This is a genomic window from Allobosea sp., from assembly GCF_030694325.1.
Lineage (GTDB): Bacteria > Pseudomonadota > Alphaproteobacteria > Rhizobiales > Beijerinckiaceae > Allobosea.
The window spans coordinates 1-22082 of the sequence record NZ_JAUXYO010000262.1; the positions used below are offsets into that span (position 1 = coordinate 1).

Annotated in this window: 27 protein-coding genes and 1 other RNA gene; 21 read left to right on the plus strand and 7 right to left on the minus strand. The window is 68.5% G+C overall.

Annotation, left to right across the window (positions count from 1 at the left end):
• From Q8M82_RS16970 to tkt, 4 genes are all read right to left on the minus strand, one after another.
• On the minus strand, positions 1-919 hold a 919-nt coding region (locus Q8M82_RS16970; RefSeq protein WP_305692498.1), incomplete at its 3' end, for a phosphoglycerate kinase.
• Positions 916-1377 (minus strand): hypothetical protein, encoded by a 462-nt coding sequence (locus tag Q8M82_RS16975; protein ID WP_305692499.1) that lies wholly within the window; start codon positions 1375-1377, stop codon positions 916-918. The genes Q8M82_RS16970 and Q8M82_RS16975, both read right to left, overlap by 4 nt.
• A 70-nt stretch (positions 1378-1447) precedes the next feature.
• Positions 1448-2458: a type I glyceraldehyde-3-phosphate dehydrogenase gene (gap, locus tag Q8M82_RS16980; protein ID WP_305692500.1), complete on the minus strand. Its 1011-nt coding sequence runs from the start codon at positions 2456-2458 to the stop codon at positions 1448-1450.
• A gap of 138 nt (positions 2459-2596) precedes the next feature.
• On the minus strand, positions 2597-4594 hold the full coding sequence (tkt, locus tag Q8M82_RS16985) for a transketolase (RefSeq protein WP_305692501.1): 1998 nt from the start codon (positions 4592-4594) through the stop codon (positions 2597-2599).
• A gap of 332 nt (positions 4595-4926) precedes the next feature.
• Here tkt and Q8M82_RS16990 point away from each other — a divergent pair, with 332 nt between their 5' ends.
• The 5 genes from Q8M82_RS16990 to Q8M82_RS17010 all read left to right on the plus strand — a co-directional run bounded on the left by Q8M82_RS16990 (position 4927) and on the right by Q8M82_RS17010 (position 7543).
• A complete protein-coding gene (locus Q8M82_RS16990; RefSeq protein WP_371126392.1) occupies positions 4927-5295 on the plus strand; it encodes a DUF4164 domain-containing protein in 369 nt (122 codons plus the stop codon).
• A 12-nt stretch (positions 5296-5307) separates the two neighbouring features.
• A complete protein-coding gene (locus tag Q8M82_RS16995) occupies positions 5308-5676 on the plus strand; it encodes a cell division protein ZapA (RefSeq protein ID WP_305692502.1) in 369 nt (122 codons plus the stop codon).
• Positions 5677-5731: 55 nt separating this feature from the next.
• A non-coding RNA gene (gene ssrS / locus Q8M82_RS17000) (6S RNA) lies at positions 5732-5885 on the plus strand.
• Positions 5886-5892: 7 nt separating this feature from the next.
• Positions 5893-6477: a 5-formyltetrahydrofolate cyclo-ligase gene (locus Q8M82_RS17005; RefSeq protein WP_305692503.1), complete on the plus strand. Its 585-nt coding sequence runs from the start codon at positions 5893-5895 to the stop codon at positions 6475-6477.
• A 241-nt stretch (positions 6478-6718) separates the two neighbouring features.
• Positions 6719-7543: a TIGR00282 family metallophosphoesterase gene (locus Q8M82_RS17010; RefSeq protein WP_305692504.1), complete on the plus strand. Its 825-nt coding sequence runs from the start codon at positions 6719-6721 to the stop codon at positions 7541-7543.
• 21 nt (positions 7544-7564) lie between these two features.
• On the opposite strand, the gene Q8M82_RS17015 is transcribed toward Q8M82_RS17010, so the two are convergent.
• Entirely contained in the window at positions 7565-8926 is a 1362-nt protein-coding gene (locus Q8M82_RS17015; RefSeq protein WP_305692505.1) for a methyl-accepting chemotaxis protein, read from the minus strand.
• 245 nt (positions 8927-9171) lie between these two features.
• Here Q8M82_RS17015 and Q8M82_RS17020 point away from each other — a divergent pair, with 245 nt between their 5' ends.
• Complete coding sequence (locus Q8M82_RS17020; protein ID WP_305692506.1) at positions 9172-9915, plus strand: YebC/PmpR family DNA-binding transcriptional regulator; 744 nt, start codon at positions 9172-9174, stop codon at positions 9913-9915.
• Between the two features lie 151 nt (positions 9916-10066).
• Here Q8M82_RS17020 and Q8M82_RS17025 read toward each other — a convergent pair whose 3' ends face one another.
• Positions 10067-10846 (minus strand): sulfite exporter TauE/SafE family protein, encoded by a 780-nt coding sequence (locus tag Q8M82_RS17025; protein WP_305692507.1) that lies wholly within the window; start codon positions 10844-10846, stop codon positions 10067-10069.
• A gap of 177 nt (positions 10847-11023) precedes the next feature.
• Here Q8M82_RS17025 and ruvC point away from each other — a divergent pair, with 177 nt between their 5' ends.
• The 6 genes from ruvC to Q8M82_RS17055 all read left to right on the plus strand — a co-directional run bounded on the left by ruvC (position 11024) and on the right by Q8M82_RS17055 (position 14398).
• Complete coding sequence (gene ruvC / locus Q8M82_RS17030; RefSeq protein ID WP_069056365.1) at positions 11024-11536, plus strand: crossover junction endodeoxyribonuclease RuvC; 513 nt, start codon at positions 11024-11026, stop codon at positions 11534-11536.
• 175 nt (positions 11537-11711) lie between these two features.
• A complete protein-coding gene (gene ruvA / locus Q8M82_RS17035) occupies positions 11712-12329 on the plus strand; it encodes a Holliday junction branch migration protein RuvA (protein ID WP_305692508.1) in 618 nt (205 codons plus the stop codon).
• On the plus strand, positions 12326-13372 hold the full coding sequence (gene ruvB / locus Q8M82_RS17040) for a Holliday junction branch migration DNA helicase RuvB (protein WP_305692509.1): 1047 nt from the start codon (positions 12326-12328) through the stop codon (positions 13370-13372). The genes ruvA and ruvB overlap by 4 nt, the downstream gene beginning before the upstream one ends.
• A gap of 1 nt (position 13373) precedes the next feature.
• The gene (locus Q8M82_RS17045; RefSeq protein WP_305692510.1) at positions 13374-13634 is read left to right on the plus strand and encodes a type II toxin-antitoxin system HicA family toxin; all 261 of its coding nucleotides are present in this window, start codon (positions 13374-13376) and stop codon (positions 13632-13634) included.
• Complete coding sequence (locus tag Q8M82_RS17050; RefSeq protein ID WP_305692511.1) at positions 13631-13855, plus strand: type II toxin-antitoxin system HicB family antitoxin; 225 nt, start codon at positions 13631-13633, stop codon at positions 13853-13855. The genes Q8M82_RS17045 and Q8M82_RS17050 overlap by 4 nt, the downstream gene beginning before the upstream one ends.
• A 6-nt stretch (positions 13856-13861) precedes the next feature.
• Positions 13862-14398, plus strand: coding sequence for a DUF3828 domain-containing protein (locus Q8M82_RS17055; RefSeq protein ID WP_305692512.1), 537 nt, complete (start codon positions 13862-13864; stop codon positions 14396-14398).
• A 34-nt stretch (positions 14399-14432) separates the two neighbouring features.
• Here the strand turns inward: Q8M82_RS17055 and Q8M82_RS17060 are convergent, their stop codons facing one another.
• Complete coding sequence (locus Q8M82_RS17060; RefSeq protein WP_305692513.1) at positions 14433-14939, minus strand: hypothetical protein; 507 nt, start codon at positions 14937-14939, stop codon at positions 14433-14435.
• Between the two features lie 154 nt (positions 14940-15093).
• Between Q8M82_RS17060 and ybgC the strand changes: the two genes are divergently transcribed.
• The 9 genes from ybgC to Q8M82_RS17105 all read left to right on the plus strand — a co-directional run.
• On the plus strand, positions 15094-15498 hold the full coding sequence (gene ybgC / locus Q8M82_RS17065; protein WP_305692514.1) for a tol-pal system-associated acyl-CoA thioesterase: 405 nt from the start codon (positions 15094-15096) through the stop codon (positions 15496-15498).
• A gap of 43 nt (positions 15499-15541) precedes the next feature.
• The gene (locus tag Q8M82_RS17070) at positions 15542-16186 is read left to right on the plus strand and encodes a TetR/AcrR family transcriptional regulator (RefSeq protein ID WP_305692515.1); all 645 of its coding nucleotides are present in this window, start codon (positions 15542-15544) and stop codon (positions 16184-16186) included.
• 98 nt (positions 16187-16284) lie between these two features.
• Complete coding sequence (locus tag Q8M82_RS17075; protein WP_305692516.1) at positions 16285-16725, plus strand: DUF2852 domain-containing protein; 441 nt, start codon at positions 16285-16287, stop codon at positions 16723-16725.
• A 337-nt stretch (positions 16726-17062) separates the two neighbouring features.
• Positions 17063-17773 (plus strand): protein TolQ, encoded by a 711-nt coding sequence (tolQ, locus tag Q8M82_RS17080; protein ID WP_305692517.1) that lies wholly within the window; start codon positions 17063-17065, stop codon positions 17771-17773.
• A 12-nt stretch (positions 17774-17785) separates the two neighbouring features.
• The gene (locus Q8M82_RS17085) at positions 17786-18232 is read left to right on the plus strand and encodes an ExbD/TolR family protein (protein WP_305692518.1); all 447 of its coding nucleotides are present in this window, start codon (positions 17786-17788) and stop codon (positions 18230-18232) included.
• A 28-nt stretch (positions 18233-18260) separates the two neighbouring features.
• Positions 18261-19457, plus strand: coding sequence for a cell envelope integrity protein TolA (gene tolA, locus Q8M82_RS17090; protein ID WP_305692519.1), 1197 nt, complete (start codon positions 18261-18263; stop codon positions 19455-19457).
• A gap of 38 nt (positions 19458-19495) precedes the next feature.
• Complete coding sequence (gene tolB, locus Q8M82_RS17095; protein WP_305692522.1) at positions 19496-20800, plus strand: Tol-Pal system beta propeller repeat protein TolB; 1305 nt, start codon at positions 19496-19498, stop codon at positions 20798-20800.
• Between the two features lie 312 nt (positions 20801-21112).
• Entirely contained in the window at positions 21113-21622 is a 510-nt protein-coding gene (pal, locus tag Q8M82_RS17100) for a peptidoglycan-associated lipoprotein Pal (protein WP_305692520.1), read from the plus strand.
• Positions 21623-21754: 132 nt separating this feature from the next.
• A partial coding sequence (locus Q8M82_RS17105) for a YbgF trimerization domain-containing protein (protein ID WP_305692521.1) occupies positions 21755-22082 on the plus strand: 328 nt, incomplete at its 3' end.

Here is a 22082-nt window from a genome sequence, read left to right on the forward strand (position 1 = left end):
GCTTGAGCACGACCTCGGCGACGCTGAGGGGCCCGGCATCGAGGATCATCTCGTCGGCCGCGACCTCGCCGACCTTGACGACGCGATGGCCGGGGTTGGCCTTGAACTCGCGCGCGACCAGTGCATCGACCGGGAGCAGGATCTCGCAGCCGGCGGCTTTTGCCTTCGCCTCGATCTCGCGCGCGGTGGCGACGAGGTCATGCTCGCAGAGCGACTTGCCGACATCCAGCCCACGCGCGGCGAGGAAGGTGTTGGCCATGCCGCCGCCGATGGCGAGGACGTCGACTTTCCTGACGAGGTTGCCGAGTAGGTCGAGCTTGGTCGAAACCTTCGCCCCGCCGACGATCGCCATGACCGGGCGGGCGGGATTGTCGAGTCCGGCGGAGAGCGCCTCCAGCTCCGCCTGCATGGTGCGGCCGGCATAGGCCGGCAGGACATGGGCGAGGCCTTCGGTCGAGGCATGCGCCCGGTGCGCCGCCGAGAAGGCGTCGTTGACGTAGAGGTCGCCATTGGCGGCGAGCGCCTTGACGAAATCGGGGTCGTTCTTTTCGTCGCCGGCGTGGAAGCGGGTGTTCTCCAGCAGCAGGACATCGCCGTTCTTGGCGGCCGCGACGGCCCGGGCGACGTCGTCGCCGATGCAGTCGTCCACGAAGGTCACGGGCTGGCCGAGCGCATGGGCCAGCGCCGGCACGACCTGCTTCAGGCTGTTCTTCGCGTCGGGGCCCTTGGGGCGGCCGAAATGGGCGAGCAGGATGACCTTGGCGCCCTTGGCTGACATTTCGCGGATGGTCGGCAGGATGCGGTCGATGCGGGTCGCGTCGGTGACCTTGCCGTCCTCCATCGGGACGTTGAGATCGACGCGGACCAGCGCGCGCTTGCCGGCGAGATCGGCGTCGTCGAGGGTCTTGAAGGCGGTCATCGAACGAGCAGGCTCCCGAAAAGGCCGGGTACGCCGAAGCGCAGCACGAGCACGGTCAGTGCCACCGTCAGCAGCGCTGTGATGATCGCGGTGGTGAAGAGCGTGGCGGCGCGCGGCGTCGCATCGACGCGGTCACGCAGGGCTGCGATCTCGCCGCGGATGGCGGCGAAGTCCATCGTGCCGGCGGCGGCGTCGACCTTGTGGGCGCTGCGCTCGAGCGAGGCCTCGGCGCGGGTCAGAACGGCCTCGTAGCGGGCGAACTTCTCCTCGATGCGGGCCGCCTTCTCCTCGATGCGGGAGAGCTGGTCGAGCTGGCGCGGCTCCGTCACGGGGGCGGCCTCGGTGGCCGGTGCGGGAGAGCCGATGCTCACGGGTGCGCCGTAGCCGGGGGCAGGCGTGACGGTGGTCGGCATCGAGGTATCCGCAGGCGACGCGACGGTCGGCTCGATCTTGGCCATGGTCGTTCCGTTCGATTCGAGACAGGAGCGAGGCCGCGCCGGGGCGGCGCGGCCTCGAAAGGGCGTGCGATCAGAGCAGCTTGCCCATGGCGACGGCGGTGTCGCTCATGCGGTTCGAGAAGCCCCACTCGTTGTCGTACCAGGCGACGACGCTGACGAACTTGTCGTCCATGACCTTGGTCTGGTCGAGCGCGAAGGTCGACGAGGCCGGATCGTGGTTGAAGTCGATCGAGACGTTGGGCTGGTCGGTGACGGCCAGAATGCCCTTAAGGGGACCGCGCTTGCTCGCCCTGACGATCGCGTCGTTGATCTTCTCGACCGTGGTCTTGCGCTTGGCGAGGAACTTGAAGTCGACCATCGAGACGTTGGGGGTCGGCACGCGCACGGAGGAGCCGTCGAGGCGGCCCTTCAACTCGGGGATGACGAGGCCGATCGCCTTGGCGGCGCCGGTCGAGGTCGGGATCATCGAGAGCGCGGCGGCGCGGCCGCGGTAGAGATCCTTGTGCATCGTGTCCAGCGTTGGCTGGTCGCCGGTATAGGCATGGATCGTGGTCATGAAGCCCTTGTCGATGCCCACCGCGTCATGGAGCACGCGCACGATCGGCGCGAGGCAGTTGGTGGTGCAGGAGGCGTTCGAGACGACGACGTGGTCGCTGGTCAGCGCGCCGTTGTTGACGCCGAAGACGACGGTGAGGTCGGCGCCGTCGCAGGGAGCCGAGACGAGAACGCGCTTGGCGCCGGCGGCGAGATGGGCCGAGGCCTTGTCCTTGGTGGTGAAGATGCCGGTGCATTCCAGCGCGATGTCGACGCCCAGCGCCTTGTGCGGAAGATCCTTGGGGTCGCGCACGGCGGTGACCTTGATCGGGCCGCGGCCGACATCGATCGTGTCGCCGGAGACGGTCACCTGGCCGGGGAAGCGGCCATGGACGCTGTCGAAGCGGAAGAGATGGGCGTTCGTCTCGACGGGGCCGAGATCATTGATCGCGACGACCTCGATGTCCTTGCGCTTCGACTCGATGATCGCGCGCAAAACGTTGCGCCCGATGCGGCCGAAGCCGTTGATCGCCACCTTGACCGTCATCTCGAACCTCTCCTTCGCCGAACTCCGGCGCTGGCGCGCCATTCACGCGGGCAATTCGACCAAAGCGTGACCGAAAGCAAGTGTTTGCGTGAGAGAAAGCCGAGGCGAGCCCCGCTTTATCTCCGTTTTTGGGGGTGGTCAGCCGTTGTGACGCTTCATTGCGGCGTCGACGACCGCTTCCGGCGTGATGCCGAAATGCTTGTAGACCTCCTTGTAGGGGCCGCTCGCCCCGAAGGAGGACATGCCGACGAAGGCGCCGTCCTGGCCGATCACGGCATCCCAGCCGAAGCGGACCCCGGCTTCGACGGCGATCTTGATCGGGGCGGAGCCGATGATCGCGGCCTGGGTGGCTTCGTCCTGCGCCAGCAGCAGCTCGAGCGAGGGCACGGAGACGACGCGCGCGCGCACGCCCTTCTCGGCCAGCAGCTTGCGCGCGGCGACCGCGATCTCGACCTCGGAGCCGGAGGCGAAGAGCGAGACCTGCGCCTTGCCGCCCTCGGCCGCCAGCAGCTCGTAACCGCCCTTGGCCGAGCGGTTGGTCGCGTTGGCGTCGGTGCGCAGCTGCGGCAGGTTCTGGCGCGAGAGCGCCAGAACGGTCGGGCCCTTGGTGTTCTCGAGCGCGAACTGCCAGGCTTCGGCCGTCTCGATCGCGTCGGCGGGGCGGAAGACCTGCATGTTCGGCATCGCGCGCAGCGAGGCGATCTGCTCGACGGGCTGATGCGTCGGGCCGTCCTCGCCGAGCCCGATCGAGTCATGGGTCATGACATAGACGACTGGCAGACCCATCAGCGCGGCGAGGCGCATCGAGGGGCGGGCATAGTCGGCGAAGACCAGGAAGGTGCCGCCGCCGGTGCGGAAGCCGCCATGCAGGGTGATGCCGTTCATCGCGGCGGCCATGCCGTGCTCGCGGATGCCGTAGCGGACATAGCGGCCCTTGGGGGTCTTGGGCGTGAAGTCCTCGGCGGCCTTGGTGCGGGTGTTGTTGGATGGGGTCAGGTCGGCCGAGCCCATCACCAGCTCCGGCATCACCGGGGTGATCGCCTCCAGCGCCAGCTCGGACGCCTTGCGGGTCGCCACGGCCTGCGGCGCGGCGATCAGCGCCTTCTTGTGCGCAAGGATCGCCTTGCCGAGCTTGGCCGGCACACCATGGGCGAGGCGGCGCTCGAACTCGTCGCGCTTGCGCTCGGAGAGCAGGCCGAAGCGGCTCTTCCAGTTGGCATGCTCATTGGCGCCGGCCTTACCGGCCTCGCGCCAGGCCTTCAGCACGTCCGCCGCGACCTCGAAGGCGCCGCCGGTGATGCCGAGGTTCTTCTTGGCGGCGGCGAGTTCCTCCGCGCCGAGCGCCTCGCCATGGGCCTTGGAGGTGCCCTGCTTCTTCGGCGCGCCGAAGCCGATGATCGTCTTGCAGGCGATCATGGTCGGCTTGCTGGACTTCTGGGCGCGGCGGATCGCGGCCTCGATCGCCTCCGGATCATGCCCGTCGACGCGCTCGGCGCGCCAGCCGCAGGCCTTGAAGCGCGCCACCTGGTCGACGTTGTCGGAGATCGAGAGCGGGCCGTCGATCGAGATGCCGTTGTCGTCCCACAGCACGATCAGCTTGTTGAGCTTCTGGTGGCCGGCGAGCGCGATCGCCTCGTGGCTGATGCCCTCCATCAGGTCGCCGTCGGAGGCGAGCACATAGGTGTGGTGATCGACGACCTTCCTGCCGAACTCGGCGGCGAGCATGCGTTCGGCCATCGCCATGCCGACGGCGGTGGCGAGGCCCTGGCCGAGCGGGCCGGTCGTCGTCTCGACGCCGAGCGTCATGAAGTTCTCGGGGTGACCCGGGGTCTTCGATTCGAGCTGGCGGAATTTCTTGAGGTCGTCGAGCTCGAGCCCCGGCGCGCCGGTGAGATAGAGCAGCGCGTAGAGCAGCATCGAGCCGTGGCCGGCCGAGAGCACGAAGCGGTCGCGGTCGGGCCAGCGGGGATCGGCCGCGTCATACTTCATCACGCGGGTGAAGAGCACGGTGGCGACGTCGGCGGCGCCCATGGGCAGACCGGGATGGCCGGATTTGGCCTGCTCGACGCCGTCCATGGCGAGGCCGCGGATGGCATTGGCGAGCTTGTCGTGCTGCGCACGGTCGGTCGTGGTCATGGTGATGTCTGGCTCCGTCTGGCGGGGGGACGAGGCCGCGGCCAAATCCTGCACAGGCGGCAGGCCGGGACGGTCCGATTTGCGATCACTGTGTCGTTTCGACTGGTGGCCCGGATTAGGCCGCGGGCTCGGTGGGAGTCAATTCGACGGGGTGGATGATCGACCGGTTTCGCTGCGCCGCAGCGGGCCCGCGCTGCAAGCGCGAACGAACAATGCGGGCCAAGCCCTTGGCATCGGTGGGGATATCGGGCCGGGGCGATTCACGTTTTCCGGCGAGTTGGTCTAGGGTCCCGAATCGTGTGAGCCGGCTTCGATCTGAAGGGGGAGCGAAAATGGCGAGCCTGATGCTCGACAATGCCTTGGCCCGCCTCGACGGGGCGCTGGCGCAACTCGAGGCGGCGGCGCGGCGACGGGTCGAGGCGGAGCGGGGCCGGGCCAATCTGGAAACCGAGCTGGCGCTGATGCAGGACGACCGGGCGAGGCTGGCGGCCGAGCTCGACGGAGCGACCGCGCGGCTCGGCGATGTCGAGACGGCAGCGGCCGATGTCGACCAGCGCCTCGAGCGCGCGATGAACGTGATTGGCGCCGTGATCGCGCGGGCGCAGGCCGATGCCGGGCCGGGGCCCATGGCGGTTCCCGCTGGCGAAAACGGCGAGGAAGAGGGCGAGCCGGCCACGGCCAGCCTCGACCGGGAGCATTGAGCGGAGAGCGCCATGCCGCAAGTCAACGTCACCATTGCCGGCAAGGCCTATCGCATGGCCTGCGGGGAGGGCGAGGAGCCGCATCTGGAGGGGCTCGCCCGCGTCTATGACGGCAAGATCCAGGAGATGCGGCAGGCTTTCGGCGAGATCGGCGACATGCGCCTGCATGTCATGGCCGCACTGATGGTGGCCGACGAAGCCTCCGAGCTGCAGCGGCGCGTGGCGCGGCTGGAGGCGGAACTCGCGGCGCTGCAGGGGGATGCGGGAGCCGCCGACCAGCGCATCGGCGAGATCGAGGAGCGTGCGGCCGAGGCGCTGGTGACCGCCGCCGAGCGGATCGAGGGCATCGCCCGGAGCCTGATCCCCAGCGCCGCCGGCTAGGGTTATCGTCGCGCGGGCACTGGCGCTTTGCCGGCGTCTTGCCTACATTGGTGTGGCGGGGCTGTCTGGTGCGTGAGAGTATGTATTTCCGGGCCCATACGACTCCCTAGGGAGCTGTCCCTGCTTGGGTCCCTGGACCCGAGCACACGGCGCCCACCTACTTTGTAGGTGTCCCGGGATCGAAACTCCACGGCCGAGGTGGCTCCGCACTCTCCCATGTCCGATCTGCCTTCCCCCGACGATCCCGCGCTGCGCAAGGCGGCGCTGCGTGAACAGGCTCTGGCCCGCCGCGACGCGCTCGAGATCGACGACCGTCTGATCTGGGACGAGGCGATCACCGAGCGGGCTCTGGCGCTGCCGCTGTTCGACGACGCTGCCGGGCCCGTATCCGCCTATTGGCCGATGCGATCCGAGGCCGATCCCCGTCCGATCCTCGAAGCCCTGCACGCGCGCGGTTTGCCGCTCTGCCTGCCCGCCATCGTCGCCAAGCAGATGCTGTTTCGGCGCTGGGCGCCCTATGAGCCGATCGTGCCGGGCGGCTTCGGCACACTGGTGCCCGACCCGGCCCAGCCCGAGAGCGTTCCTTCCATCCTGATCGTCCCGCTCGCGGCGTTCGACCGCCGCGGTTATCGCATCGGCTATGGCAAGGGCCATTACGACGCCAAACTCACCGAACTCCGCCCCGTCACCAGCATCGGCATCGCCTATGGCGCGCAGGAGATCGACACCGTGCCGGACGAGCCGCATGACCGGCGGCTCGACTGGATCGTCACGGAGCGCGAAATCATCCGCTGCGGGTGAGTGCATATCCGTTCTCGGGGCACCGAAAAACAAAACCGTCATCCTGGACAAGCCGCGAAGCGGCGCTGGCCGGGATCCATCATAGGGCAACGGCGGTGCTCGATGATGGGTCCCGGGACGAGGCAGCGCCTCGCCCAGGATGACGGCGCGGGTACGGGCAAGCGTCATGCTCGGAACCGCCGGTTGATTCCCGCCTGCTTTCGCGCGACGGAGGAACGTCTTCCTTCGTCGGACCCTTTCCATGCGTTTTCTCTTCCTCGGTGATGTCGTCGGCCGCCCCGGGCGGGTCGCGGTGCTGGAGCGCCTGCCGCGGTTGCGCGAACAGTGGAAGCTCGACTGCGTCGTCATCAATGGCGAGAACGCCGCCGGCGGCTTCGGCATCACCGAGGCGATCTGCGACGAACTGCTGGCGGCCGGGGCCGATGCGGTGACGCTCGGCAACCATTCCTGGGACCAGCGCGAGGCGCTGGTCTTCATCGAGCGGCAGGACCGGCTGGTGCGACCGGCCAATTATCCCAAAGGCACGCCGGGCCGGGGCGCGGCGGTGATCGAGGCGCGCAACGGCGCGCGGGTGCTCGTCGTCAACGTCATGGGCCGCATCTACATGGAGGCGCTCGACGACCCTTTCCAGGCGCTGGAGCGGGAGTTGTCAGCCTGCCCGCTGGGCGAGGTGGCGGACGCGGTCATCGTCGATTTTCATGCGGAAGCGACCAGCGAGAAGCAGGCGGCAGGCTATTTCCTCGACGGGCGCGCCAGCCTCGTCGTGGGAACCCACACCCATGTGCCGACCGCCGATGCGCGCATCCTGCCCGGCGGCACGGCCTATCTCTCCGATGCCGGCATGTGCGGCGATTATGATTCCGTGCTCGGCATGCAGAAGGACGAGCCGATCCGGCGCTTCCTGCAGAAGACGCCGGGCGCCCGGCTCGAAGCCGCGGGCGGGGTGGGGACGCTGTCGGGCATCGCGGTGGAGATCGACGACGGCACCGGGCTCGCCAGTGCGGTGTTTCCGGTCAGGATCGGGCCGCATCTGGCACCGTCGGCGCCGCCCTGGGACGACGCCTGAGGCCTCTCGTCCGCCGCCGCCTCAGGCGGCGTTGGCGCGCTGGACCAGGCTCTCGAAGGCGGCCGCGAGCGAAGCGGCCTCCTCGGCCAGGCTGCCGGCGAGATCGAGCACCTCGCCGACGCTGCCGCCGGCCGCTGCGGCGAGTTCGCTGACGCCGCAGACCGTCTGGGCGACCTCCTGCGTGCCCACCGCCGCGAGGTCGACGCTGCGAGCGATCTCCTGGGTGGCGAAGCGCTGCTGCTCGAGGGCGCCGGCGACGGTCGCGGTGGTGTCGTGCATCTGGCGCACGAAAGCGACGATGCTGCCGATCGCCTGCACAGCTTCATGCGTGGCCGCCTGCATGGCCGGGACCTGGGCGGCGATTTCGTCGGTCGCCTGGGCGGTGCGTGCCGAGAGCTGCTTGACCTCGGTGGCGACCACGGCGAAGCCCCGTCCGGCCTCGCCCGCGCGCGCGGCCTCGATCGTGGCGTTGAGGGCGAGCAGATTGGTCTGGGCCGCGATATCGCGGATCATCTCGACGACCGAGCCGATGGTCTGCGCCGAGGCCGCGAGGCTCTTGACGATGACGTCGGTCTTCAGCGCCGCCGCATTGGCGCTGTGGGCCATGGTCGCGGCCTGCCGGACCTCGACTGCCACATGGTCGAGCGAGACGGTCAACTCGCCGGTCGCACTGGCGACGCTCTGGACGTTGCCCGAAGCATCGTCGGAGGCGCGCGCGGCGATCTCGGCCTGCGCGCCGGTATCCTTGACGACGGCGTTCATCGTCGCCGCCAGGCTCTCGACCCGGCGGGCGCCGCTGCCGACGGTGTCCACGACCCGGCGGACCTTCGTCTGGAAGCCGTCGATCTCGCTGCGGGTCAAGTCGCGGGTCTCGCGCTGGATGCGGGCATAGGTTTCCAGCAGCAGCTCGAGATCGAACGCGGCACTCTTGTTGAGGGCGGAGCGGGCGGCGATGCGCCGGTTGCGCTCGGTGGTCTTCCACCAGCCCAGCGTTTGCAGGGCCTGCCGGTCGAGACCGAGCTCGGTGCCGATCCGGTGTGTCACCAGCGCATGATCGATGGCGATGCCATAGGCCGGGACGTCATGACGGTGGAAGGCGGAGGCCAGACGATGGGCCGAATCCAGGAAGCCGTCCCGCAATTCGCCCGAGGCGAGCCTCGTCCAATGCGCGAGACGCAGCGTCCTGACCTCGGGGATCTCGAAAGCGCGCGCGGTCTCGGGCCAGGGCGCCAGCGCGCCGTGCATGTCGTCCAAGAGGGCCGGCAGGCGCGAGCGGGCGAAATCGCCAAAGGGGCGCAAGGCGGCGATGTCCGCCTCGTCGATCTGGAAAGCGCGAAACCGCGCTTCCTGCTGTGCGACGAGCTTGCTGGAATCGGTGGTCATCGGTGTCCGAAGGGTAGGCTGGGCGCGAACCGAGAGCGGCCCGTCGCAACTCCGGTATGGAGCCCTATGACTTAACGTCGGGTTGCCGCGATCGTGCAAACGCAGCGCATTCCATGCAAGCAGCGCAGGGCTTCGCTTGCGCGGCGGCAAAGGCGGCGCCTATAAGGCCGGTCTGCCCGCCGGGGACGCTCGAGGCCCCGCCGGCGGCGCCGAAAACACGAGAAGGCAGCAGAGGTTCGGGTTCCATGGCCGGTCATTCCCAGTTCAAGAACATCATGCATCGCAAGGGCAAGCAGGATGCCGTGCGGGCCAAGCTGTTCTCGAAACTCGGGCGCGAAATCACCGTCGCCGCCAAGATGGGCATGCCCGACCCGGCGATGAATCCGCGGCTGCGCATGGCGGTGCTCGCCGCCCGCGCCGAGAACATGCCCAAGGACAACATCCAGCGCGCCATCAACAAGGCCGCCGGCGGCGAGGGCGATAATTATGACGAGGTTCGCTACGAGGGCTATGGCCCGGGCGGGGCGGCCGTGATCGTCGAGGCGCTGACCGACAACCGCAACCGCACGGCCTCCGCCGTCCGCTCCTACTTCACCAAGGCGGGCGGGGCGATGGGCGAGAGCAACTCGGTCTCCTTCATGTTCAACCGCGTCGGCGAGATCGCCTATCCGCCGGAGGCCGGCGATGCCGACAAGGTGATGGAAGCGGCGATCGAGGCGGGCGCCGACGACGTCATCTCCGACGAGAACGGCCACACGATCCTCTGTGCCTTCGATGCGCTCAACGAGGTCTCGAAGGCGCTGGAAGCCGCGCTCGGCGCGCCGGCCTCGGCCAAGCCGGTCTGGCGGCCGACGACCTCGGCTCCGCTCGACGAGGAAAAGGCCGCCTCGATGATGCGGCTGATGGAAGCGCTCGACAATGACGACGACGTCCAGAACGTCTTCGCCAATTACGAGATCTCGGACGAGGTGATGGCGAAGCTGGGGTGAGTAAGCCTGTCTCTCTCAGCCCTCATCCTGAGGAGCCGTGAAACGGCGTCTCGAAGGATGCTCCAGATGATGCCGGAGCCTCCTGGACCATCCTTCGAGACGCGCCTGCGGCGCTCCTCAGGATGAGGGCTGAGGGATAGATGCGGCGGCGCTAACGCCCCACGAACCCATCCCACAGCGGCAGGCTGACCAGCGCGCTGACGAAGATCACAGCATAGGCGATGCGGCGGAAGGTGGCCTCGTTGGCCAGCCGGAAGCCGTGGGTGCCGACCCACATGCCGGCGCCATAGGCGGCGAAGAGCGGCAGCGCCATCAGCAGCGCGGGCAGCGTCAGAATGCCTTTCCACCACAGGATGGTGCCGCTGATCAGGGTCGAGCAGCCGAAGAAGGTCTGCAGATTGGCGCGGGTCTTGTGGCGGTCGTTGCGCTGGGCGCCGAGCCAGAACACGGCCAGCGGCATGCCGCCGATCGAGGCCATGCCGTTGAACAGCCCCGAGAGAACGCCGACGCCCAGCGAGAGCGGGATTCCCGGCCTTCCGTGATAGCGCCAGCCCGAGGCCATCAGCGCCACCGCGGCGAAGATCAGCCCGGCGAGAATCCAGCGCATCGTCTCGCGGTCGAGCCAGATCAAGAGCCAGATACCGGCCGGCAGGGCGAGCGTCGCGGTCAGCAGCAGCGGCGCCACCTCGCGCCACTCGGCGTGCTTGGCATTACGCAGCGCGATCGGCAGGGCAAACGGCGCGTCGATGCACCAGATCAGCCCGAGCGCCGCGACCGGGCCGATCACCATCGAGGCGAGCGGCATGAACACCATGGCGAAGCCGAAACCGGTGAAGCCGCGCACCAGCCCGCCGAGCAGCGTCGCCAGCAACAGGACGGCGAGGCCGCTCGCCGAGACCGCGGGAAACAGGAAAGCCAGGAGATCGGTCATGCCGTCCGGGGGGCGAGAAACGAGGCGGGCTCGCAACAACAGCCAAAGAGGCCGCTGCGACAACCCCCGTCAGCATGATGCGACCGATGCATGACGTTCATCGATCGCCGAGCGAGGAAGGAATCCTTAGGGCGTCGCATGGAACAAAGCGTGTCCAAGGTTTAGGCTGCGCCCGACATGAACCCACCGATTCGCATCCTCGGCATCGATCCCGGCCTCCGGAAGACGGGCTGGGGCGTCATCGTCTCGGAGGGGAGTAAGATCGGCTTCGTCGCCTGCGGCTGCGTCGAGAGCGAGGCCGGCCTTTCGCTGGCGGAGCGGCTGCGCCAGCTCCATGACGGGCTCAGCCGTGTCGTGCACGCCCATGCGCCCGACGAGGTCGCGGTCGAGGAGACCTTCGTCAACCGCGATCCGCAATCGGCGCTGAAGCTCGGCCAGGCCCGTGGCGTCGCGCTGGTGGTGCCGGCGCTGGCGGGGCTCGACGTGGCGGAGTATGCCGCCAATCTCGTCAAGAAGACTGTGGTCGGTGTCGGCCATGCCGACAAGAAGCAGGTGCAAATGATGATCCGCGTGCTGCTGCCCAAGGCGGAGACGCGCTCGGCCGATGCGGCCGATGCGCTGGCGGTGGCGATCTGCCACGCCCAGCACCGCGGCATGCGCGCGCTGGTCGCTCAGATGCGGGCGGGGTGATGACACAGCCGGTCATTTCACCCACAGCCCTCATCCTGAGGAGCGGGCGCAGCCCGCGTCTCGAAGGATGTTTCAGTGCGCACTGGAGCATCCTTCGAGACGCCGCTTCGCGGCTCCTCAGGATGAGGGCTGGTGGGTCCGAGAGCGGAGCTGGCGCGGAAGGCGGGGCGAGACGATGATCGGGAAGCTCAAGGGCATCGTCGATTCCTATGGCGAGGATCACGTCATCCTCGACGTGCAGGGCGTCGGCTATGTCGTGCAGTGCTCGTCGCGGACGCTGCAGCGGCTGGCGAAGCCGGGCGAGGCGGCCGTGTTGTCGATCGAGACGCATGTGCGCGAGGATGCGATCCGGCTCTACGGCTTTCTCTCCGACAATGAGCGGGACTGGTTCCGCCTGATGCAGATGGTGCAGGGCGTCGGCGCCAAGGTCGCGCTCGCCATCCTCTCGACCTTCGAGCCCGGCGCGCTGGCGACCGCCATCGCGACCGGCGACAAGGCGGCGGTCTCGCGCGCCCCCGGCGTGGGTCCCAAGCTGGCGCAGCGGATCTGCGCCGAGCTGAAGGACAAGGCGCCGGCCTTCGGCCATGTCGATCCGGGCGTGGCGCAACTCGCCGGCGCGCTCCAGGACAGGAAGCTGCCGCAGCCGGTGGCGGACGCCGTCTCGGCGCTGAGCAATCTCGGCTATCCGCAGGCGCAAGCGGTGGCGGCGGTCGCGGCGGCGGCGCGTGAAGCCGGCGAGGGGGCCGGCACGGCGCAGCTGATCAAGCTCGGCCTGCGGGAGCTGGCGAAGTGAGCGATCCCAAACGTCCCGGCCTCCTTTCCGCCGCGAAGCGCGACGACGACGCCGAGTCGTCGCTGCGGCCGCTGTCGCTGTCGGACTTTACCGGCCAGGCGGCGGCGCGGGCGAATCTGCAGGTCTTCATCGAGGCGGCCAAGAGCCGTGGCGATGCGCTCGACCATGTCTTGTTCGTCGGCCCGCCCGGCCTCGGCAAGACGACGCTGGCGCAGATCGTGGCGCGGGAGCTCGGCGTCAATTTCCGCTCGACCTCCGGGCCCGTGATCGCCAAGGCCGGCGATCTCGCGGCGCAGCTGACCAATCTGGAAGAGCGCGACGTGCTCTTCATCGACGAGATCCACCGGCTCAATCCGGCGGTCGAAGAAATCCTCTATCCGGCGATGGAGGACTATCAGCTCGATCTGATCATCGGCGAGGGGCCCGCCGCCCGCTCGGTCAAGATCGACCTGCCGAAATTCACGCTGGTGGGCGCCACCACCCGCGCCGGGCTGCTGACGACGCCGCTGCGCGACCGCTTCGGCATTCCGATCCGGCTGCAGTTCTACACCGTCGAGGAGCTGCAGGGCATCGTCGCGCGCGGCGCCCGTGTGCTCGGCGTGCCGATGTCGGATGATGGCGCCAACGAGATCGCCAAACGGTCCCGCGGCACGCCGCGTATAGCCGGGCGCCTGCTGCGGCGCGTGCGCGACTTCGCCATCGTCGACGGCGACGCGATCGTGACGCGCAGCGTCGCCGACAAGGCGCTGAAGCTGCTCGACGTCGATCCGATCGGCCTCGACCAGATGGACCGGCGCTATCTGACCACGGTGGCGATCAATTTCGGCGGCGGGCCGGTCGGGATCGAGACGATCGCGGCTTCGCTGTCGGAGCCGCGCGACGCGATCGAGGAGATCATCGAGCCCTTCCTGCTGCAGCAGGGCTTCATCCAGCGCACGCCGCGCGGCCGCATCCTGACGCCGCACGCCTTCCGGCATCTCGGCATGCCCGAGCCCAGCCGCGAGGCGGCGCAGTTCGGGCTGTTCGGGGACGAGGAGACGTGAGTTGGCGGACGATCTCCTGGATCGGATGCGGAGCAACCCAGCCGGCGACTGGACGATCGGCGACATCGAGCGGTTGTGCCGAGCGCATGGGATCAATTGCAAACCGCCTTCCGGAGGCGGGGCGCATTACAAGATCGCCCATGCCGAGATCGCCGACATCCTGACGATCCCGGCGCGACGTCCGATCAAGCCGAAATACATCCGCCTGCTCGTCAGGTTCGTCGGGCTCGTGATAACCTTGGGCGTCAGGAGGGAGCCATGAACCCACTCGCCTATCGTGTCGTCATCGAGCCGCTCTCTCCCGCCGATGGCGGCGGGTATTTCGCGACGGTGCCCGATCTGCCGGGTTGCATGTCCGATGGCGAAACGGCGGAAGAAGCACTGCTCAACGTGCAGGACGCGATTGCGTGCTGGATCGAAGCCGCGACGGAGATGGGGCGTGCTGTGCCGCAGCCGACGCGGACGTTGACGGCGGCCGAGTAATTGAAGATGAGACGGGTTGTTGCTCTGTTGGTGTCAACGCTGGCGCTCGCCATTGCTGGCGTCGCTCTTGCCGCCCCCGCTGGCCCCGAGACACCGGTGCGCGAGGCCTACGCCATCACCACTCGCCAACTGGCTGGCTCCGGCGGCGCGGCGCAGCCGGCTCCCTGGCAGAAGCCGCATCGCGACAGGCTGATGAGCCGCGAGCTGGCGGGTCTCTTCGCTCGCAATGAGCTCTACCAGGAGGAGGCCGGCGAGATGGGCCATCTCGGCGCCGACCCGTTCCTCAGCGGCCAGGATGGCGAGGTCAAGAACCTCGAGGTCATGGTCACGGAGAAGCCCGCCAATGGCCGTGCCGCCGTCACCGCCTCGTTCCGCAGCTTCCGGCAGCCGGTGAGCGTGCGCTTCCGCGTGATCGAGGAGGGCGGGGCGTGGCGGATCGACGACATCGTCAACCGCGTCGAGGGGCAGGATTACGCGGTGCGCGATCTGCTGTCGCAGCCCTATGAGTGCGGCTCCTTCATGAAAAAGCCCTGCCAGCGTTGAGGCGGGCAGGGCTTGGGATTCCGACGTCGCGGGTTCAGCGCGCGAATTTGGACCGGTGCATGGCCGAACGCTGGCCGGCATGGTCGAGCGCGCCGGATTTCGCCGATTTGCGGTTGACGATCGGCTTCATGCCCTCGTCGCCGGTGCGGCTGAGCGGGCGCGCCAGAGCTTCCTTGCGCATCTTCATCGCCAGAGCCTTGCGGGCCAGAGAGCGCTGGCTCGGCTGGCGCAGCTTCTCGGTGCGACGCGTCTGCTCGGCGCCAACGCGCTTCAGCGCGATGGTCAGCGCATCGGCCTTGACCTTGGTGCCGGTGTTGTCCGAGGAGGCGGCGGCGCCCTGCGGCGCGGCCTTGCCGCGGAATTCGCGGCGCTGCCGGCGCGCGACGTCGCGGGCCTTGTCGCGCCGGTCGCGCAGGTTCTTCGCGAGATCACGCAGTTCCGTATCGGGCACGTCTCCGATCGCCCGGCTGCGGGTGCGCGCGACGAGGTCCCACTCGTCCTTGTCGAGGACCCGTTCGAGTTGCTTGGTCGAAAGCGACATGAGGCATTCCCTTTTCTTTTGGTTGTGGTCTCCCGTGGTCAACATCCTCCGCGCGGGCGTGTTCCCCCGGCGCGGCAGTCTGTCCACGCTACTATGCCGCCTCTCCCATGCGGTTTAAAGCTCCGCTCGCCCGCCGCTTTTCCTGACCGAAGCCATGACCGCCTCCCACAGCCTCTCCGTCCGGGTCTATTACGAGGACACGGATTTCTCCGGCGTCGTCTACCACGCCTCCTATCTGCGCTTCATGGAGCGCGGTCGCACCGAGCTGATCCGGTCGCTCGGGGTCGAGCAGCGCGAGCTGTTCGACGGCGAGACGGCGCTGGGCTTCGCGGTTCGCCGCATGACGATCGACTTCCTGCGTCCGGCTGTGATGGACGATCTGCTGACGATCGAGACGCGCTCGGTCGCGGCGCGGGGCGCGACCATGGATGTCGAGCAGCGCGTGCTGCGCGGCGAGGAGGTCCTGGTCACGGCGCAGGTCAAGGTCGCCTGCGTCGGCGGAGGCCGGGCGCGACGCATTCCCGACGGCCTGCGGCGGCGCCTGGGGATGGACGATTGAGCGCTGATCGACGCGCCCACCCTGCCATGTTAGCGCTCGTCACATGAGCTGGAAACGCGACAAGCCGGATGCTCCGCGCGGCTATCATCACGGCAATCTCAAGGAGGAACTGGTGCGCGCCGCGCTGGGCCTGATCCGCGAGAAGGGTCCCAACGGCTTCACCTTCGCGGAGGCCGCGCGTCTGGCGGGCGTCAGCCCGGCCGCGCCCTACCGGCATTTCCGCGATCGCGACGAGCTTCTGGCGGATGTCGCGACGCGCGGCTTCGTCGCCTTCGAGGCGGCGCTGACGCGGGCCTGGGACCAGGGCCGGCCCGATCCGGAGACCGCTTTTCACCGGCTCGGCCGCGCCTATCTCGCCTTCGCCCATGACGAGCCGGCCTATTATTCGGCGATGTTCGAAGCGGGCGTGCCGCTCGACGCAAGCCCCGAGTTGCGCGCGGCGGCCGACCGCGCCTTCCAGATCCTGCGCGCGGCCTCCGAAGCGCTGATCGCGCTGTTGCCCGCCGGCAACCGCCCGCCCGCGCTGATGATGGCGCTGCATGTCTGGTCGATGTCGCATGGCGTCGCCGCGCTGTTCGGCCGGGCCGATGGCGGACGCCGGCCGTTGCCGATGTCGGCCGCCGAACTCTTGGAGGCCGGCATGCTGATCTATCTCCAGGGTCTGGGTCTCGGGCGCGGCAAGGGCTGAGCGCGCAAGCGCGGCCACCGCGATCTTGACAAGCCGAACGCTGTTCCCCATTTATGTAAATGTGATTTACATTCACGCTCTGTCATGGTGAGGGACCAATGCCGATCGTCGAGAAGCTCGATGACTATGGGAAGGGAGCCTGGATCGCCTTCGCGGTTCTCGGCTTCATCGTGTTCTGGCCTCTGGGTCTGGCGACCCTGGCCTTTCTGTTCTGGAGTGGACGCATGGGTTGCGGAATGGGCGGCTCTGACCGCTACGAACACAGGATGAACCGTCTGCAGAGCAAGATGGAGCGCCTGAAGGAACGCATGGGCGGCCGTCATGGCGGCTTCGGCGGCGGCTGGGGCGGCGGGCCGTCCAGCGGCAACCGCGCCTTCGACGAATATCGCGCCGAGACGCTGCGGCGCCTCGAGGAGGAGCAGAAGGAGTTCCAGGACTTCCTGGGCCGGCTGCGCATGGCCCGCGACAAGGCCGAGTTCGACCAGTTCATGGCCGCCCGTCGCGGCGAGAACCCCGAGCCCCAGGCCACCGCCGGCTGACCGTCGCACGACGGGCGCCAGCGCGCCTCGAGAGGAGACAGCGCCCGTCCCGGACAACCGGGGCGGGCGTTTTTCACGTTCGGAAACCTGTTGCCGCCTCCGTCTGCCGCTCGCGTATACCCGGCATTAACCTTGCTGGAGGCTTAACTCGATCGCGCGCATGCGTTTCGCAGGAAACCCCGTTTGCGCCCATCTTTCGCCGGATTCAAGGACGATTGAGGGGCTACGGCATTTCCCCGGATCGCGGATCGGGCGGCGTCGCGGGGTCACCTGCGGCGCGTGTGGCGGGGCGTTGGCCGGGAGACCGGTCCGAGCCGCCTGGCAAAAGGATGACAGGATGAACCCCGCCGACGTCGCGCAGGCCGCGCCGCAGATCGACATGTCGTTCTGGACCCTGTTCTGGCATGCCCACATCGTCGTCAAGCTCGTGATGCTCGGTCTGATCGGCGCGTCGGTCTGGTGCTGGTCGATCATCATCGACAAGACGCTGCTCTACCGCCGCACCCGCAGGGAGATGGACGCGTTCGAGGAGGTGTTCTGGTCGGGTCGGTCGCTCGAGGAGCTCTATCGCGAGCTCGCTGCCAAGCCGGTCTCCGACATGTCGGCCGTCTTCGTCGCGGCGATGCGGGAGTGGAAGCGCTCCTTCGAGAATGGTGGGCGCTCCGTCGCCAGCCTGTCGCAGCGCATCGACAAGGTGCTCGACGTCACCATTCAGCGCGAAACCGAGCGGCTGGAATCCAAGCTTCTGGTGTTGTCCACGATCGCGTCGGCGGCGCCGTTCATCGGCCTGTTCGGCACGGTCTGGGGCATCATGCACTCTTTCACCGCCATCGCCGTGTCCAAGAACTCCTCGCTCGCCGTCGTGGCGCCGGGCATCGCCGAGGCGCTGTTTGCCACCGCGATCGGCCTGTTTGCGGCGATTCCCGCGCTGATGGCCTACAACAAGCTGCAGTCCGAGGTCGCCAAGGCCTCGAGCCGCCTGGAGGCCTTCGCCGACGAGTTCTCCGCGATCCTGTCGCGGCAGATCGACGAGCGGCTGGCGGCGTGAGGGGCTGAAACTATGGGTATGTCCGCAGCATCCGGGGCGAAGTCCGGCGGCCGGCGCGGCCGGCGCGGCCGCAGGCACGGCGCCATCGCCGAGATCAACATGACGCCGTTCATCGACGTCATGCTCGTCCTGCTGATCATCTTCATGGTCGCGGCGCCGCTGATCGCCACGGGCGTGCCGCTCGATCTGCCGCAGACCGGCGCCAAGCCGATCAATATCGACCAGAAGCCGATCACCATCGCCATCGACGGCAAGGGCCAGATCTTCCTGCAGGACCAGCCGACTCTGGAGCCGGACCTCGTGACCAAATTGCAGGGCCTGGCCAAGCAGGGTTTCGACGAGCGCATTTATGTTCGCGGCGACCGCATGGTCGATTACGGCCGGGTCGCCTCGGTGATGTCGACGATCACCTCGGCGGGGTTCAAGCGGGTCGCGCTCGTGACCGAGCCGGCGCGTTGAGCAGGGTGGAATCAGGGATTCGGACGCGGTGAAGCTTTCCTCCGAACCGGGCATGGTGGTGTCGGCGCTCGGCCACGCGACGTTCCTCGTCGCGGGGCTGCTGGCGTTCTCCTCTGCTGCGCCGCTGCCGGACAATGTGGAGGCGATCGCCGTCGAGATGGTCGACGCGAGCGCGCTGAACCAGGTCACGCGCGGCGAGCGCAAGGCCGAGAAGGTCCAGGAGCAGCCGCTCCAGCGCGCCGAGCGCCAGGCCGAGATCGTCGAGCGCAAGGAGGAGGGCGAGGCCAAGCAGGATGCGCCGGCTCCGCCGAGCCGCCCGGCCGAACTCAAGACCGCCGACGACAACGCCGCCGCGCCGCTGCCGCCCTCGCGCGTCGCCCATCTGCCCAAGCCCGAGGTGAAGCCGGCGGAGCCGGTCAAGCAGCCGCCGCAGAAGAGCGGGCCGAGCGCGGCCGAGATCGCCGAACAGAAGCGCGAGGAGCTTGCGAAGCTCGCCGAAGAGGCCGAGCTCGCGAGCAAGGCGAAGCAGGCCGAGGAGGCCGCGAGGGCCGCCGCCAAGGCCAAGGCGGAAGCCGAGGCCAATGCACGCGCCGAGGCGGCCGCCAAGGCGAAGGCCGAAGCGCTGGCCAAGGCCGAGGCCGAGCAGGCCGCCAAGGAGAAGGCGGAAGCCGCCGCCAAGGCGAAGGCCGATGCCGAGGCCAAGGCCAAGATCGCCGCCGCCGCCAAGGCGAAGCAGGAGGCCGAGGCCAAGGCCAGGCGCGAGATGGAGATCGCCAAGAACTTCAATCCCAGCGACATCTCCAAGCTGCTGCAGTCGAAGGAGCAGGCCCAGTCGACCGGCTCGGCCGCGCCGCAGGTCAACCGCACCGCTTCGCTGGGGACCGAGCGCGGCTCCTCGCAGAAGCTCAGCCCGTCGCTGCGCGGCCAGCTCATCGGCATCATCCAGGACCAGTTGATGAAGTGCTGGAACGTGCCGATCGCGCTCGCCAATGCGCGCGGCGCGGTGGTGCCGCAGGTGCGCATGAAGCTCGCTGCCGACGGCTCCCTGCTGGGGCAGCCGGGCGTGGTGAACTCCTCCTCCGACCCCCTCTTCGCGGTCGCGGCCAGTTCGGCCCTGACCGCTACCCGCCGCTGCGCGCCTTTGCGCATCCCGGCTCAATTCGCCGCCTATTACGACGATTGGCGCGACGTCATCGTCAATTTCGACGCAAGGGACGTGCTGTGACCCTGATCGACCGCAATCCTCTTCCGCTCTTGTCGGCCATGCCGACGCGCCGGCGCCTGATGGCGCTGGCGGGCGCCTCGCTGCTCGTGCCCGCCGCGGCGCGCGCCGAACTGGTCATCGACCTGCGCGGCGGCACCTTCCAGCCGCTGCCGATCGCCATCGCCGATTTCGGCGGCGAGGGCGGGGTGCTGGTTTCGGGCGTGATCAGCAACAATTTGAAGCGCTGCGGCTATTTCGCTCCGATCGACAAGGCGCGCCATCCCGACCGGAACCCGCCCTTTGACGCGGTACCCGAATTCGGCTCGTGGAAGGCGGCTGGCGTGCAGGCGCTCGTGACGGGGCGGGTCTCGCGCGACGGGTCGGGGCGGATCAAGGCCGAGTTCCGGCTCTGGGACGTGACGACCGGTACGCAGACCGACGGCCAGCAGTATTTCACCGACCCCAACAATGCCCGGCGGGTCGGCCACATCATCTCGGACGCGATCTACACCAAGATCACCGGCGTCGGCGGCTTCTTCGACACGCGCGTCGTCTTCGTCGACGAATCCGGCCCGAAGGAGAACCGTCGCAAGCGCCTGGCGATCATGGACCAGGACGGCGCCAATGTGCGCTTCCTCACCGACGGCTCGGTCTCGGTGGTGACGCCGCGCTACTCGCCGGTGTCGCAGGAGGTGACCTACATGTCGCAGCGGCTCGGCGAGCAGCCGCGCGTGCATGTGCTCAACATCGAGACCGGGCAGCGCCAGATCGTCGGCAATTTCCCCGACATGACCTCGAGCCCGCGCTTCGCGCCCAATGGCGCGCGCATCGCGCTCAGCCTGCAGCAGGGCGGCAACGCCAATCTCTACGCCATCGACATCGGCTCGCGCACGACGATGCGGCTGACCTCGACGGGCGCGATCGACACCTCGCCGTCCTATTCGCCCGACGGTACGCAGATCGTCTTCGAGAGCGACCGGGGCGGCTCGCAGCAGCTTTATGTGATGAGCGCCGGGGGCGGGGAGGGCAAGCGCCTCTCTTTCGGCCAGGGCTCCTATTCGCAGCCGACCTGGTCGCCGCGCGGCGACCTGATCGCCTTCACCAAGCGCGGCGGCGGCGGCTTCGCCATCGGCGTGATGCGCCCGGATGGCTCGGGCGAGCGGCTGCTGACCGAGGGCTTCCACAACGAGGCGCCGAACTGGGCGCCCAACGGCCAGTACATCATGTTCTTCCGCGATCCCGGGGGACAATCCGGCGGGAAACTGTACATGGTCGACATCACCGGCCGCGTCGAAGTGCCGGTGCCGACGCCGGCCTTCGCCTCCGACCCGACCTGGTCGCCGCTGCTGACGGCGGCACGCTAGCAAGGCTCGCCCGTCCGTCGTCGCGAGAGCAGCGAGCCGTCCGAGGCAACACCCAACGAGCTTTACCGGATGGCTCTGCGGCCCGCCCTCGCGACGTGGGCCGCTGAAGCGGTGCAAAAGCGCCACAACGCGCCGAAAGCGGTCTTGAGCAAGGTTTGATTAACCATATGCCGCAATGCCGCCACTTCGCCTTGATCTGGCAAGGTCTCGTTTAGGTTGACGCTTCATTGATGCGATGAAGTGCATCCAAGCCCCACGATTCATCCGTCCGTGAGACGCGCCTCGCACAGACCGAACGCCCCGGAGTCCCCCATGTTCGCCACTCTCTTCGCCGGCGGCCGCGCCGTCCGCTTCGCCGCCGCCATCGCCGCCTCGCTTGCGCTTGGTGCCTGCGCCAACAACCAGAACGCCGACGCCAATGGCTTCGGCGCCGGTGGCGCGGCGACCCCGGGCAGCGCCCAGGATTTCGTCGTCAATGTCGGCGACCGGGTCTTCTTCGAGACCGACTCGACCGATCTGACGCCGACGGCCGTCGCGACGCTCGACAAGCAGTCCGCCTGGCTGCAGCGCTATCCGCGCTACACCTTCGTGGTCGAGGGGCATGCCGACGAGCGCGGCACGCGCGAATACAACTTCTCGCTCTCGGCGCGCCGCGCCCAGACCGTGCGCGACTACCTCGCCTCGCGCGGCATCCAGGGCAACCGCATGCGCATCGTCTCTTATGGCAAGGAGCGCCCCGTCGCGGTCTGCAACGACATCTCCTGCTGGTCGCAGAACCGTCGCTCGGTGACGGTGCTCGACGGCGCCGGCGGCAGCGTCTGACGCCGCCCTCCTGCCGGATCGGCCGCAAGGCCGGCGCCTTCCCGAGAGGAAGGGCGCCGGCCTTTTCATATTTTGGCCGTGGTCCTGGCGTGGTATAGGCAACCCATCCCCCTCGAGCCCGGTCTGTTCCCGATGTCGCGAATCCATGCTCCCGCCTGGAAGCTCCGCTCCCGCCTCGCCGCGCTGGCGCTGGGGACGGCGGTCTCCTGCCTGAGCCTGCCGGCTTCGGCGCAGGATGCCGCCGATCTGGTGGTGCGGACCTCCCGAATGGAGAACCAGATCCGCCAGCTGTCGGGCCAGATCGAGCAGTTGCAGTTCGAGAACCGGCGGCTCACCGAGCAGCTTCGCAAGTTCCAGGAGGATGTCGAATTCCGCCTGAGCGAGAAGGGAGGCGGGCGTGCGCCCGCCGCGGCGCCCGGCGGTGCCGCCCCGGCTGCCGGAGCCCAGCGCCCGCAGCGGC